The sequence below is a fragment of the Aliiroseovarius crassostreae genome, assembly GCF_025137635.1.
In the GTDB taxonomy this organism is placed as follows: domain Bacteria; phylum Pseudomonadota; class Alphaproteobacteria; order Rhodobacterales; family Rhodobacteraceae; genus Aliiroseovarius; species Aliiroseovarius crassostreae.
Map to the genome: position 1 here is coordinate 119,258 of NZ_CP080773.1, position 15,300 is coordinate 134,557.

Annotated in this window: 8 protein-coding genes; 1 reads left to right on the forward strand and 7 read right to left on the reverse strand. The window is 58.9% G+C overall.

Annotation, left to right across the window (positions count from 1 at the left end; genetic code table 11):
• Positions 1-74: 74 nt before the first annotated feature.
• The 4 genes from K3J57_RS15640 to K3J57_RS15655 all read right to left on the reverse strand — a co-directional run bounded on the left by K3J57_RS15640 (position 75) and on the right by K3J57_RS15655 (position 6,020).
• Positions 75-1,205 carry a DegT/DnrJ/EryC1/StrS family aminotransferase gene (locus tag K3J57_RS15640; RefSeq protein WP_259787163.1) on the reverse strand — a complete coding sequence of 377 codons (1,131 nt, stop codon included), beginning with the start codon at positions 1,203-1,205 and terminating at the stop codon, positions 75-77.
• A 179-nt stretch (positions 1,206-1,384) separates the two neighbouring features.
• Positions 1,385-4,180: a calcium-binding protein gene (locus K3J57_RS15645; protein ID WP_259797854.1), complete on the reverse strand. Its 2,796-nt coding sequence runs from the start codon at positions 4,178-4,180 to the stop codon at positions 1,385-1,387.
• A 248-nt stretch (positions 4,181-4,428) separates the two neighbouring features.
• Positions 4,429-4,878 (reverse strand): ribose 5-phosphate isomerase B, encoded by a 450-nt coding sequence (rpiB, locus tag K3J57_RS15650; RefSeq protein ID WP_259795028.1) that lies wholly within the window; start codon positions 4,876-4,878, stop codon positions 4,429-4,431.
• A gap of 191 nt (positions 4,879-5,069) precedes the next feature.
• Positions 5,070-6,020: a LysR substrate-binding domain-containing protein gene (locus K3J57_RS15655; protein ID WP_259787165.1), complete on the reverse strand. Its 951-nt coding sequence runs from the start codon at positions 6,018-6,020 to the stop codon at positions 5,070-5,072.
• Between the two features lie 120 nt (positions 6,021-6,140).
• On the opposite strand from K3J57_RS15655, the gene katG reads away from it, so the two are divergent.
• Positions 6,141-8,333 carry a catalase/peroxidase HPI gene (gene katG / locus K3J57_RS15660; RefSeq protein ID WP_259797999.1) on the forward strand — a complete coding sequence of 731 codons (2,193 nt, stop codon included), beginning with the start codon at positions 6,141-6,143 and terminating at the stop codon, positions 8,331-8,333.
• A gap of 206 nt (positions 8,334-8,539) precedes the next feature.
• Here the strand turns inward: katG and K3J57_RS15665 are convergent, their stop codons facing one another.
• The 3 genes from K3J57_RS15665 to ocd all read right to left on the reverse strand — a co-directional run bounded on the left by K3J57_RS15665 (position 8,540) and on the right by ocd (position 15,296).
• The gene (locus K3J57_RS15665) at positions 8,540-12,301 is read right to left on the reverse strand and encodes a translocation/assembly module TamB domain-containing protein (protein ID WP_259797856.1); all 3,762 of its coding nucleotides are present in this window, start codon (positions 12,299-12,301) and stop codon (positions 8,540-8,542) included.
• Complete coding sequence (locus K3J57_RS15670) at positions 12,298-14,127, reverse strand: autotransporter assembly complex protein TamA (protein WP_259797858.1); 1,830 nt, start codon at positions 14,125-14,127, stop codon at positions 12,298-12,300. The genes K3J57_RS15665 and K3J57_RS15670 overlap by 4 nt, the downstream gene beginning before the upstream one ends.
• A 128-nt stretch (positions 14,128-14,255) precedes the next feature.
• Positions 14,256-15,296, reverse strand: coding sequence for an ornithine cyclodeaminase (gene ocd / locus K3J57_RS15675; protein WP_375542852.1), 1,041 nt, complete (start codon positions 15,294-15,296; stop codon positions 14,256-14,258).
• Positions 15,297-15,300 lie beyond the last annotated feature (4 nt).

Here is a 15,300-nt window from a genome sequence, read left to right on the forward strand (position 1 = left end):
CGTCAAAAGTTGGGCATAGTTATGGCCATGACGCCGATCTCACAGGATGAAGAAAAAGACGGGGGTAGCAGGGATCAGACAACACTCATGCGGGCATCTGCCGCTTCCAGCACCCGGTCGCAAATGCGGTCCACATCCTGCATCGAAAGTGAGGAATAGAGCGGCAGTGCAATGATATGATCCGCCAGCCATTGGGTGCCGTTTAATGGCCCCGCGCATGTCGCTTCGGAAAAGGCGGGCTGTTCGTGCAGGCATGGTACAAAGTAGCGCCCGGTCCCGAACTCTTCCTGATTGGTCAGCGTCTCAATGATGTCCTTCGCGGGCAGGCCATCTTTCAACAGGCAGGGAAAGAATTGATAGGCCGGTTCATGACCATGTTGCGGCATCGGAGCGAGGATATCATGCAACCGCTCACGATAGCGGTTTGCCCGTTCGTGATAGCTGCGCATCAGGGCGGGGAAGCGTTCCACGGTGCCAAGGCCGACCAGAGAATGCATTTCGCCAAGCTTTCCGTTGGTGGCATTCACCTGCGCGCTGCGGCTGCCGCGGAACCCAAAGTTCAGGTAGGAGCGGATCTGCAGAAGGTCGAGTTCATCCCCATTACACACAATCAAGCCCCCTTCGATGGTGGGGAACGGCTTGGTTGCGTGGGTCGAAAAGACCTGAATACATTTCGGGCGGCGCGTCTTGTGATTTGACGGCAGGGTCAGGCTGGCCGCGCAATCCAGCACATAGGGGATGCCTTTGTCATGCAACCGGTCCAGAATGGCCGGATCAATCTGATTTCCAAAGGTTTCATACAGGATCAGGGAAACAGGCGCACCTGCCTGAGCATCCATGAAGCCGAGGATCTGATCCAGATCCGGCTGGAACTGCCGGTCCAGATCATAAAACACCACTTTCTTGCCAATCGACAGGGCAGCCAGCCCCGTCGCTGCAAATGTGAAGGACGGGCACAGAACAATTTCTGCCGGCGTGTCGTGAAAGGCTTCATCCACCATCCGCAAGGCGACCGAAAGCCCGACAGTTGCGTTATTCACACCAACGATATGGTGATCGGGGTGGAAGAACTGCTCCCGCATGGCATCGCAATACCGGGTCTCGACCGGGCCAAAATTGGAGTACCAACCAACCGTTAGTTCGGAAAGACGCTCGCCGAAGGTGCTCAGGTCCAGATTGGGTTTCAGGAAGGGGATCATCGTCATAAAGCTTTCCAGCGTTCTCATTACAAATAAGCAATCACCACATCAGCGCTTTGCTCCAAATCTCGTCCTGCCTAACAATTTTCAGCCTTCCTGAAAAGGTCGATCCACCATACCATAGCGGAAAACCGCCACTTCCCCATACAACCGAACCGTGTAGAGATCACGTTTCAACACGCGCCTCAAATGAATACAAAATCATCTGCGGTTATGTTCGCGATCTCTACATCCAGCAGCAGGACCGACCCTGTTGACCAGGACACCAACGCTCCGTCAGCTGTCGAGTTGATGGTCAGGTCGGCAAAACTGACACCACTCATCTGCAGCAGATCCAGACCATCCTGAAAATCAGTTATCCGATCCGCACCGGTCGACTGTGTTGTATTCCAGACAAAAACATCCGCATCCGCACCTCCTGACACCAGATCATTCCCCCCTCCGAGATGAATGGTGTCGGAACCGCTGCCTCCCCAAATGGAATCCGCCCCATTTTCCCCGGTCTGAGTATTGTCATAGAAGGTGTCATTGCCATCGCCAAGCCAGACCCGGTCGCATCCGTTGCCGCCCCAAACGCGGTCATTTCCGGCGCCCCCTGAAAGCTGGTCCCATTCCGATCCACCGGACAAAACGTCGTTTCCGTCCCCACCAGAAATCGTGTCATCTCCGCTGTCGCCATAAAACTGGTCATCGCCAGCACCGCCTTTGATAAGGTCTTTGCCGCTGCCGCCATAGACCGTGTCCCGGCCATTATCGCCACCCTGCCCGTTGTCGTGGAAGATGTCGTCACCTGACCCAAGCCACGCAACATCCCGACCGTTGCCGGACCAGACACGATCGTTGCCGGACCCACCCGTCAGTTGATCCCAGCCATTCCCGCCTGCCAGAACATCGTCACCCGCGCCTCCGAACAGACGATCTTCGCCGTCGTCACCATAGACATAATCATTCCCACCGCCCCCATTGATAGTGTCATTGCCCCAACCGCCGGAAACCGTGTCTTTCGCCATGGCCCCGGTCTGCTCATTGTCAAAAAACACGTCATGCCCGCCCTCAAGCCAGACCCGGTCGCATCCATTCCCACCCCAAACGCGGTCATTTCCTTCGCCCCCTGAAAGCTGGTCCCATTCCGATCCGCCGGACAGAACGTCATCTCCGTCCCCACCAAAAATCGTGTCATCTCCGCTGTCGCCATAAAAATGGTCGTCGCCATCACCGCCGTTGATAAGGTCCTTGCCGCTGCCACCATGGACCGTGTCCCGGCCATTCTCACCACTTTGTCCATTGTCATTGAAAATATCGTGCCCTGACCCGAGCCACGCAACGTCCCGACCGTTTCCGGCCCAAACGCGGTCGTTGCCCACACCCCCAATGAGAAGGTCATTGTCATTCCCGCCAACCAAAGTGTCATTGCCCTGATTGCCGTCGATCTCGTCTGCGCCATCCAGGCCTTCCAGCCAGTCATCCCCTTCCATGCCCTGCAGTTTTTCATCAGCGGAAGTGCCCGTCAGGCGATCATTCTCTGACGTGCCCATCCTGACCTTTGGCTGATTGAAGGTCAGGGGGGGGCGATAAAGACCCAGAAGATCGTTGTCGATGAAATCCTGATAGGTCAGCGGCTGACCATTGGCCGTGTGCAGGTAAATAATCTCCGTGCCATAGCTCACCCTTGCGCCATCGGTGATGGACACAATCTCCAACTGCGCCACAGAATAAAGGTTTTCCCAGCGGGACAGATCCACCCGGTCCTGTCCAATGGTAAAATCCATGATGTCATCGCGCGCGCCATCCGCAGCCAGGACAAACAGGTCTGCCCCCGCGCCACCGGTCAGCACGTCCTGCCCCGCCCCATCCAGCAGAATGTCGTTTTTCCCCCCGCCTGTCAGGGTGTCAGCCCCCCCATCACCCACAAGCACATTCCCAAGAGAGGAGATGTCAATTGTGATATGGGTCAGGCCGGGCACGGATTCCGAGGTGACAAATCCGTGGATCACATCCTGATCAAGACGCAATTCGATATTGGTGACATTGGTCAGCCCAAGCGCATTCGTATCTTCGATCGTATCCAGCAAAACAAGCTGCCCGGTCGGTGTCAGAATGAAAAGCGACAACCCGTCATCACTGCCCCCTGCCAGCACCAGGGTTCTGCCGCTCACCTCGATCGTCTGCAAGACACTGATATCCGCAAAACGCGTGTCCGTGCTGTCCATCACGCTGTGCACTTCACTCAACACCCCGTTGGCCGAGATCTGCAGCACCTTGATCATATGCGTCCCGGCATCCCCAACCAGAAGGAAATCCTGCCCGTTTACATTGGCCACCAGCATCACGTTGGGCGCGTTCATACCCACCCCCTCGGCCGCTCCGATACTGTGGGTCAAGGTGATGCTGTCATCGGATTTCAGTTCATAACTGCTGATCCCGGATTCACTTTGCGACGCCGTAAAGACAAAGGTCCGCCCGCCGATTTCGGCGCTGGCCATCAGATAGACATCCGCCGCATAGCTTTGCGCATTGTCACTGACAGAGGCCAGAGGAGACAGCAGCCCATCCGCATCCATGGAAAAGCTGGCAAAGCCCGACATGCCATGCCGCGATGCCAGCAAAATGTCTTCCCCGCCCACCTGTAACATCATCACGGTGGCCCGGTTGCCACTCCAGCCTTCCTGATTGTGAAACAGCATTTCTGAGCGGTTTTGGGGGCCAATGCCGTCTCGGATGCGCAGAAGGTCGGCACGGTAGAGCCAGATCTGGCTGCTCCCGAGATCAAACTTGGTATAGCCGCCTTTCTCAAGCTCAGTGCCCAGCAGGCTCAGCGTTCCGTTGGTCAAACTGTAGTTTAAATTTGTGTTTCCACCCGACAGGTGGACCGAAATATCCAGATCCGCCCCGGTACCAGAGATTTCAATGCCCGGCGCCAAAGCGTCATGCAAAGTCACGTCAACACTGATGAACTGGCCGCCTGAGAAATACCCACTCATGGCTCTTCACCCTTCCCCAATACCCATGGGAAAGATGGAAAACCGGACAGGAATTTTGGTGGGCAAACGGTGGCGAAACAGTGACCTGATGGTCAAGTTTTGCTATTATTTTACGGGGTTTTTTGCAATGTTTTTGCAATATGCCCCGGCACCTGGGGAGACAGGAAATTATTCACTGCCACCCCCGGTCCCTTTCAGAACAGCAACGCCACGACACTCATCGTTGAATGGCGCAGCTGAAGGGTCTGTCAATCCGCGACGGGGGCCTCGATCATGTCAACACGGGTGGCATGACGGCCGCCCTCGAACTCGGCGCCAAGAAACGCATCCACAATCTCAAGGGCCAGACCCTCACCGACCACACGCGCCCCAATCGACAGGATTTGCGCATTGTTGTGCTGGCGGATCATCCGGGCCGAAAAACTGTCGGAACAGACCCCGCAGCGAATGCCCGGCACTTTGTTGGCCGCCATCATGATCCCCTGCCCGGTGCCGCAAAAGATGATGCCCAGATCGCAATCTCCGGATGCTACACGTTCAGCCGCAGCTGCGCCATGTCTCGGATAATGGGTGCTTTCGGGTGTGGTCGGGCCGATATCCACCACCTCGTAACCTTGTTCCGCAATATGTTTGGCCACGGCCTGACGAAGGTCGATGGCTGCGTGGTCGCTGGACAGAACGATGCGTTTTGCAGACATGAAAAACTCTCTTGCTTTCTAGAGGTTGGGCAAAGGGTGATAAGACCCGGGTGTGACGTGAACGGATCCGGGCGGGTGCTGAGGTTAGAATTGCCACATTGCATCGGCAAAGGGAATAGAGGCAGGCCCATAAGACGCGTATTCTGCGCCTATCATTGAGGTCTCTTACAGCGTTTCGACATTTCCCAGTCTCAGGTCAAAGTCGCAACGCTTTCGTTACCGGGCACAGACCCCAACTGCGCGCAGTCCCGCACGGTCTGGGCAATATCATGAAACATCGGCCCCATCGGGCTGGATTTCCGCCAGATCATCCCGATTGTGCGCGAGGGTTGTGGATCCGGGAAATGCGCCACCGATACGGGGGCCGAGGCTGTTTCCACCGACACGGCCATTTCCGGGATCAGCGTCACGCCAATGCCTGCCCCGACCATCTGCACCAAAGTGGCAAGGGAACTGCCATCCAGCATTTCGCGCAACTCAACACGGCCCCCGCCCATCGCACCGGTTGGCAGGTTGCAAAAGGACAGGGCCTGATCGCGAAAACAATGCCCCTCTTCCAGCAGCAGCAGGCGCATTTCCCGAAGCTTCTCCGGGCTGGGCACCGGGGTCCGGGCCTCCCCTTCGGGGCGCACGAGGACAAAACGCTCATCAAACAGGGCCAGTTCGGCAAAAGCGGGATCAGCGATCGGCAGCGCAAGGATCGCCATGTCGATCCGCCCCTCTTTTAGTTCCTTGATCAAGGTTGAGGTCTGCGTTTCCCGCACATGGATTTCCGCCTCATCATATTCCGCGCTGAGACGCTGGATGATCCGCGGCAAAAGATAAGGCGCAATGGTCGGAATCACCCCGATACGCAAGGACCCCACCAGCCGCCCCTGCGAGGTGCGGGCAAGCTGTTCAAGATCATCCACCGCACGCAGGATCTCGCGGGCGCGGGTCAGGAAGGTCTGCCCGAACCGGGTCAGGCGCAGGTGGCGCGGACTGCGCTCAAAAAGCGGCGTGGCCAGCATCTCCTCCAACTCCTTGATCTGAACAGACAGGGCTGGCTGGGAAACCGCGCAGATTTCCGCTGCGCGCCCAAAATGCCCGGTGCGGGCCAGCGCATCGAAATAGCGCAGCTTTCTCAGAGTGATATCAATCATAATTTAAACTTATCACAGTGATTGAGAAAGGCAATTTCCCTTTATCAACCTCTCCCCCTAGCCTGATCCTGTCACGGGCAATTTCAGCCCGGAATTCATGGTCAAGGAATGGAGAGAATGATGGACGGAAATGCCAAGACAGGATGCCCGGTGGCCCATGGCGCAACCTCAACCGGCACGCGGTCAAACAGCGATTGGTGGCCGGGACAGCTGAACCTGCGCATTCTGCACCAGCATGGTGCAAAGTCGAACCCGATGGGCGACGACTTTGACTATGCCAAAGCCTTTGAAGGGCTGGACCTGGAAGCAGTCAAGGCCGATCTGACCGCCCTGATGACCGACAGTCAGGACTGGTGGCCCGCCGATTATGGCCATTATGGCCCGCTGTTCGTACGCATGGCCTGGCACGCGGCCGGGACATATCGTTCGGCTGACGGGCGCGGCGGCGGCAACACCGGGAACCAGCGTTTTGCACCTCTGAACAGCTGGCCGGACAATGTGAACCTCGACAAGGCCCGTCGCCTTCTGTGGCCGGTGAAACAGAAATACGGCAACGCCCTGTCCTGGGCGGATCTGTTCATTCTGGCAGGCAATGTGGCCATTGACTCCATGGGGCTGAAACCCTTCGGGTTTGGCGGTGGCCGCGCGGATATCTGGGAACCGGAAGAAGACATCTATTGGGGGGCCGAAGGTGAGTGGCTCGCCGATGAGCGCTATTCTGGTGAGCGTGATCTGGAAAACCCGCTGGCTGCTGTGCAAATGGGGCTAATCTATGTGAACCCGGAGGGGCCAAACGGCAATCCTGACCCCGTGGCCTCTGGCTTTGATGTGCGCGACACCTTTGGCCGCATGGCGATGAATGACGAAGAAACCGTCGCCCTGATTGCGGGGGGGCACACGTTCGGCAAGGCCCATGGCGCAGGGGATGCGGCCCTTGTCGGGCCGGAGCCCGAGGCCGCCAGCCTGCAGGAAATGGGGCTGGGCTGGACCAGCAGCCATGGCTCCGGCAAGGCGGGTGACGCGATCGGATCCGGTATCGAGGGTGCGTGGAAGCCCAAACCCACCACCTGGGACATGGGTTATCTTGAGGTTCTGTTCAAATACGACTGGGAACTGGTGAAAAGCCCGGCCGGGGCCAATATGTGGCTGGCCAAGGATGTGGACGACGCCGACATGGTCGAAGACGCATTTGATCCTTCGAAAAAACATCGCCCGATGATGACCACCGCGGACCTCTCGCTGCGATATGATCCGGTCTACGAACCAATTGCCCGGCGGTTCCTCGCAGATCCCGAGGCGTTTGCCGATGCGTTTGCGCGGGCCTGGTTCAAGCTGACCCACCGCGATATGGGGCCAAAAACACGTTACCTTGGGCCGGATGTGCCGAAAGAGGATCTGATCTGGCAGGACCCGATCCCAGCGGTCGATCATCCGCTGGTCGATGCGGCCGATATTGCGGCGCTGAAAGCGAAGATTGCAAACGCTGGCCTGTCCACCCGCGATCTTGTGACCACCGCCTGGGCCTCGGCCTCAACCTACCGCGGGTCCGACATGCGGGGTGGCGCCAACGGCGCACGCATTCGCCTGGCCCCTCAGAAAAATTGGGAGGTGAATGAACCGGAAAACCTGTCTCGTGTCCTGGATGTGCTTGAGGGCATCCGCAGCGCATTCAACGCAAACGCCACCGGCGGCAAGAAGATCTCGCTGGCTGATGTGATTGTGCTGGCAGGGTCTGTTGGCGTGGAACAGGCGGCCCATGCGGCGGGCCACACAATCGACGTGCCCTTCACGCCCGGTCGGATGGATGCGCGCGAAGATCAGACCGATGCGGAGAGTTTCGATGTGCTGGAGCCGGTGGCAGATGGGTTCCGCAATTACCAAAAAGCCCGCTATTCCGTCTCTGCGGAAGAGCTCCTGGTGGATCGTGCGCAGCTTCTGACCCTGAGCGCACCGGAAATGACCGTGCTGGTTGGGGGGCTTCGGGTGATCGGGGCAAACCATGGCGGCAGCACGCATGGCGTCTTCACCGACCGGCCCGGCGCGTTGAGCAATGACTTCTTTGTCAATGTGCTGGATATGGCCACATCCTGGTCCGCCACGGACAAAACCGAAACCCTGTTTGAAGGGCGCGATCGGGCAACCGGCAAGGTGAAATGGACGGGCACCCGCGTTGATCTGGTGTTCGGCTCCAATTCCCAATTGCGCGCGCTGTCAGAGGTTTACGCACAAAAGGATGCGGGGGCGAAATTCATTGCAGACTTCGTGACGGCATGGGTCAAGGTCATGAATGCGGATCGGTTTGATCTGCGCTGATCTGTCTTGATTACCCCAATGGAACGGGCTGCCTTTTGGCGGCCCGTTTCGCTTGTCAGATATGGGATCGCCCGACTGAACAGGGGTTAAAGCGTTTCGACTTTAACCTGAGACAGGGGAAAGTCGAAACACTGTCAGAGATATCAATGTCGTGGGCGTTTCGGAACAAACATGAGCCTCAAGTTTATCCCGAAACGCTTTAAACATCAGTAATCGCGCTCAAAAAAGATCCCGAGCGTGCTTTCGCCGGTTGACCGCACCCCACCGCGCGCCTTGACCGAGGGGCTGATATTCAGGTTCAGATTCACCTCGCTGGTGCCATCGGATCCGACCACCACGTCGCTATAGATATTGTCCGAGATGTATTTGCCAACGCGCAAATTGGTCACGCCACTTTCATCGGTCGCGACATCCAGATCATCAAGGGCAAAGGATCCCCGCAGCTTGGCGACAACCCCGTCCCCCCCCTGACCTGCCAAGGTTCGAACGGCCGCCGCCATCTGCAGCGCCTGAAGCGGGGAAATCTGGGTAATGTCCCGGCCAAACAACAACAAGGCCAGCACCTCATCCTGCGGGCGATCCGGCACCGAGGAGAACCGCACTTCCGGCGCAGATGCCAGCCCCTCAACGGTGATAAACACATCCGCCACATCCGTCTGGCTTGTAGCAACGAAATACAGCATCGGATCAAAGCTGCCCTGCATCCCGACCTGCCCCGTGGTCAGGGTCAGACGTTTGCCCAGAATGTCCAGCCGCCCCCGCACCAGTTCAAACCGTCCCTGCGGGATGACATCAGCACTGGTGCCCGTGATGCGCAACCGCCCCCCCAGTTCGGCATCCAGACCACGGCCCCGCACAAAAATCCGGGACGGGGCGTCAATGGTAATGTCGAGCGGATACACCAGACCGGTCTGATCTTCGCCCGGCTCGGATATCATGCCGGCATTCTTCAATGTCCGCGTCACCGCCGCGGGCCTGTTCACATGTTCCAGATCAGCCATGATCGGCACAGCACTTGGGCCCGCCTCCGGGATGCGGATCTCGGTGGTGCCAAGGGTGAGTTTGGCGCTCAGTTGAGCGCCCCCCCGCAACGGGCCAGCCAGATCGGCCTTACCGTTCACCGTCGTATCATAAAGAACGCCATCACTCAGATGCACCTGATCTGCCCGGATCTGCATATCTGCTTGATAAGGGGCGGACAGGCCGAACCTGCCCTGAGCGGTCAGCGTTCCCCCTGACTGCACCGCAGCCAGAACATCCACCTGCGCCTGTCCATTGGCCAGACGGGCCTGCGCCCGGTTCAGGTTCAAAGACACATTGTAAAGCGGCAGGATCAGCCGCCCATTTGCAACATCCACCTGTCCGGTCAGGGAGGATAGGGCCAGAGGTCCCGTCAAGGAAAGATCCAATTGCGCCGTGCCAGTCATCACCCGTGGCCGGATCAGCGGGTTTAGCAGCGCCATGTGCACGGATCCGTCAATATCCAGATCGGCCCGCGACGCATCCGACGCAACCTTCCCCCTTGCCTTGATATCCGCCTGGTTCGGGCCCTGCCCGTCAATCTCGATCTCCCATTCCGAACCGTTCAGATGGGCGGTGCCCTGCGCCACTGCGGGCCCCGAAACACCCTCTGCCAACAGGCCCAGATCCCGCAACCGCCCGTCAAAGCGCAGCAAATGCCCCCTGTCGCCACTTTCCCCACTTGCTGTCAGCGTCACCTCACGCGTTGTCAGGCGCAGGTCATCCAACAGGATGGGTTGCCCGGCCTCTCTGTGCGCCGCAAGCGACAGCTGGCTGTTCCCGAGGGTCAGCGGATCCAGCATGGCATTGCCAATGGACAGGTTGCGCCCGGTCCCATCGAGCGACACGTCAAACGCGCCACTTTCCACCGCCATATTACCCTGCGCCGAAAGCTCAATATCGCCAGAGACCGGTTGGCCAATCACCCCCTGCAGGTCTGCCAAACGGGCAATGCGCCCTGTCACCTGTCCCTCGATACGCTCTGGAGCACCATCTTTGGTCGCCACGATACCCGAGAACATAAGCGTCGCCCTACCGGGCCCTTCTCCTTCGGCATTCAGGGCCCAGCGGTCCTGGGTCTGTATGGCCGTCCCTGACAGGGTGACCGCACCGGTCAGGCCGGGATCCACCACCGCGACCTGTTTGACCTCCGCATAAAAATCCAGCTTTGAGGCCCCGGTTTTCAGATCCGCACTGGCATGGAAAGAGGCGTGGTCTGAAACGATATCCGCCTTTTGCAGGCGCAGCCCCTCAGCATCGCGCACCGCAATGACTTCCAGCCGGGTCTGCCCCGCCAAAAGGGGATCCACACGCGGCTGCCCCAAGGCAAGCGCCTCTCCGGTCCCAACCAGTCGCACGTCAAACGCGCCGCCCAGAAGGTTGGCCTGCCCGGTCAGCACCAGATCAGCCGCACCGCGCAGATCCTGCCCGACCCATTGGTCAAATGGCGCAAGATCGGATACCGACAACAAGAGCGCCGGGCGGGTTTTGACCACCATTCCAGACGCGAAATCCCGCACAACCAGCTCGCCCTGCAGGCGGGCAATGCCATTGGTCAGATCAAGCCCGGACAGGACCACGGGCGCGCCTTCGTGCCAGTCAACCTGAAGCTTGCCCGTTACTTTTGACCCGATCGCCTTGGTCAGGGCCGGGTCAACAAAGGTCAGCCCTGCAAGGGTGACGGACAAATCACCGGAGGCATACCCGGTCTTGCCCGCCGTCGCAGGCCCAAGCTGTCCGCGACCGACGATTGCCGCGGATTCAAGGGAAACATCCGCCCGTTCCACCCTGTCCAAGGCCGCGCGAAATCGCCAGTCCTGACCTTCGCTGCGATCATATTGAAGGGAGAAGTCACCCGCGTTCACATAGGTTTTTTCCCCCGGCAGAGGCAAAAGCACCCGTCCATCCGCGTTCCCTGCAAGCTGCCCGCTCAGCTCAACCTGATCAGGCCAGCCATCCGGGGAAAGGGCTGCGTACCCCTGCATGGAAAAGGCCCGGGTAGACAGTGCCAGCTGTTCCAGAACCAATGCGCCACTGGCCTGACGATGCCCCAGGCTGGTCAGGCTGATCTCGTCTCCGAAAAACGCGCGGTAATCCGGCAGGAAAACGGGGGCGATATCCCCTGCCAGCTCAACCTTGAACTGTGACTGGCCTTCTTGATCTTCACCCAGCTTCACCTGACCGGCCAACCGTTCCTCGCCATCGGTCGACAACTGGATGTCGGCCACGAAATCTGTCAACGGCCCGCTACCGCTTACACGCATATCCACGGAAGGAAGCCCCGGCAGGTTGATCAGATTGGCCGCGATCCCATCCGGCGCTTCGGACAGATCAAGGTCCAGCGTCAACTCGCGGGTGACATTCGTGAACGCCCCTTCCAGCGAGAACTGCCCAGACACTCCGTCTTCGCGTTCCAGCACAAGCCGGGCAGACCCGCTGCCCCCATACAAATGCGCCTCGCCCTGCAAAGACATGGTTGCCGCCTGACCGAACACCTCGGCCCCGATGACAATCCGAGAGGCTGAAATTTTCTCCACATCAATTGAAATTGGCAGGTCCGGCAGGGAAAACCCGGTTGCCTCGGGAGAGGGAGCCTCGTTGCTTGTGATGGGGCGGCGGGTCAGGAGGATTTCCTCAGCGGAAAGCTCGGAAATATCCAGCACCCCGCCCAGAACTGCGGTCCGGTTCCAGCCCAGCCCCACCTCGTTCAATGTCAGCCAGATCCCCTTTTCATCCGCAACCGTGATCTGGGCCACCTTGGCTTTGGCACTCAGCGCCCCTTCAAAGCCGATGATGCGAATATCGCGCCCCACATCCGAAAGGTTGTCCTCCAAAAACGCCTGAAGATAGCCGCGGTCGTCCAGTTCCGACTGCAAACGAGCCTCTTGCGCCCATGCCAGGCCGGGCAGCAGCACGGTCACCAGCCATATGAGAAGAATGCGCTTCAAAATGCTTGTCCAATCCCGAGATAGAGTTGCAGCCCGTTGCCAGTATCCCCTGTCACCGGCACCCCAAGATCCAATCGCAGCGGGCCGATTGGGGTCTGGTATCGAAGCCCCAGACCTGCCCCGGAATGCCAGCTGTCTTTCCCTTGGAAAACCCCGGCATCCCCCACGTGACCCGCATCAAAAAAGCCGACAACGCCGATCTTGTCCGTCACGTCCGCCCGCATTTCAGCCGACAGGGCCAGATATCCCTGACCGCCTGTCATTTTTCCGTTTCGGGTCACGCCCAGAGATTTATAGGGTTGCCCCCGCACGGAGTTGCCCCCGCCGGAGTAGAACAGGAAATCGGGTGGGATGTGGCCCGTCGCACCTGCAAAAACCCCTCCCAGCTGCATCCGGCCGGCCAGCACATAGCGGGCCTCCGTATCCAGCGCATGAAAGACGCGGGCATCCGTCAGCGCCCACAGCCCGGCACCTTCCCCTTCGAGCGACAGGAAAGGTTTGGCATCTGCCCGCAGATAAAAGCCTTCGGTCGGGTTTAACTCATTGTCGCGCCGGTCCCATGTCAGCGCCCCCGGCAGGGTCAGCAGAACAAACCGGCGATCCCCTTTGAAATCAGTGGTTTCGGCATAGCTCAGCCCGACCCCCAGCTCGCCCGTCAGACTGTCCGAAAAGATCCGGCTGGCACCTGCCCCCAATTCCACTTTCCGGGAAATGAAACCCGGTTCATCTTCATAGGACAGGGTGGCGAGCAGATACCCGTTTGTATCCGCGCCGAACGTGGCCGGTTGGTCCAGGCGCGCGCCGAGCCTGTAATCCAGCCCACCATCCACGCTGCCGATCCCGCTGACCTCTCCATCCACGCGAAAACGTTCCGCGCCCCCCAAGAGGTTTCGATGCATCCAGAAACCTGTCAGGGTCAGGCCATCCAACGTGGACAGCTCTGCCCCGGCCCCAAAACGGCGGGGCCTTTCATCCACAAGAGACAGGCCGATATCCATCACATTTCCAGCCCGCAGAACCTCACCTTCGCTCAGCGATACAGAGGCGAACGCCCCGGTGCGCCGCAAACGCGTCGCCACCTTGCGCAGGGTTGCGGGGGAGAACACTTCCCCTGTCGGCAGGCCGGCAATCCGCTGAATGCGCGCGGCCCGCACACCGCTTTCGCTTTGTTGAACCAGTGTGCCAAAACGCACTTTCGGCCCCGGATCAAGCTTTAGGAGGGCGGTCAGTTTTCGGGTGGCGTGATTTGCCCGCAATGTCTGGGCTGCCAGCCCGACCTTGGCATACCCGGCATCGCGCCAGGCCTCGGCCGCCCCATCAAGGGCTATCTGCACCTCGCCGCTTCGCGCCACCTTGCCTGCACGAAAATTCTCCGGCAGGGCGTGACCGGGGGCCAGCGGCGACACCCCTGCCCTGTCAAAGCGAAACAGCGGGCCGGGATCAATCTGTATGTCGATGCGCTGAATGTGTTTGGGCACTGAGAAAAGCGGGACATCCGCCGCCTCTCGTCCGTCCACCCTGATCTGGACCACGCCACCATAGTAGCCCTCACCATAAAGGGCCTCGGTCAGGCGGCCATAATCAGCAAGAGCTGCGGCAAAAAGCTCACGCGGGGTGCCGTCCTGCGCCCGGTGGGCCTGTTCCAGCAAAGAGGCGGATTTCAGACTGTCCCGAAGCTCAGACGACGCGCCTGTCACTTTGAACGTAAGCTGATCCAATGCCAGTCCCGGCCATGCCAGCCCAAGCAAAAAACCGGTGCCCAGCACCAATGATCCAATAGCAGAGCGCAGGCGTGTCACGGCAGAATTCCAGTCACCAGAAGGCATCAGACAAGATAGATTGCCCTAACCTAACCGTAATAGAATTCGGCCACCACCCGTATTGAATACTCGGCAGTTTATTGCTTTTTGACGCTAAAGCGGGGCACGCTTTCCACCCGTTCGGTATGGTTGCGTTATTTCGCCCGATTGACCATGCCAAACAGGTCCCGTGGGTCATCCGGGTCGGCCAACATGTCCAGAGTTTCAAAGAACTCGGTGCCTTCAATGGCTTGCTTGACATATCGCAACGCCGAGAAGTCCTCGATTGCAAAGCCGACACTGTCAAACAGCGTGATCTGGCGGTCATCCTTGCGGCCTTGGACCTGCCCGGTCATCACCTGCCACATTTCGATCACCGGATGATCAGCGTCCAACGCCTGAATCTCACCCTCAATGCGGGTCTGTTCCGGGTATTCGACAAAAATATCTGAGCGCAACAGGATGTCGCGATGCAACTCGGTCTTGCCCGGACAATCCCCCCCGATGGCATTGATATGCACACCCGCTCCGACCATGTTGTCGGTCAGGATCGTAGCGTTTTTCTTGTCAGCCGTGCAGGTGGTGATGATCTGCGCGCCTTCGATCACCTCTTCAGGCGTTTTACATTGCACCACGGTCAATCCACGCCCGGCAAGGTTTGCCGCACATTTTGCAGTTGCCGCCGGGTCGGTATCATAAAGGCGCACAGTGTCGATGCCGCAAAGCGCCTTGAAGGCCAGACACTGGAACTCTGACTGCGCGCCATTTCCGATCATCGCCATGGTGGTCGCGCCCTTGGGGGCGAGGTATTTCCCCACCAGGGCCGAAGTCGCCGCAGTGCGCAGTGCCGTGAGGATCGTCATTTCGGTCAGAAGCGTCGGATAACCGGTATAGACATCCGCGAGCAGGCCAAAGGCGGTCACGGTCTGCAACCCCTCCGAGGTGTTTTTCGGATGCCCGTTCACATATTTGAACCCATAGGCCTCACCATCTGAGGTCGGCATCAGCTCAATCACCCCATGCGGTGAGTGGGCGGGCACACGCGGGGTCTTGTCGAAACTTTCCCAACGTTTGAAATCGCGTTCAATCTCGGCCGCGATCCCGGTCATCATCTGTTCCAGCCCGATATGGTGGATCAGTTTCATCATGTGGTCGACGGATACAAAAGGCACCAGCGCCTTGTCGGACGGTTGCATGGTC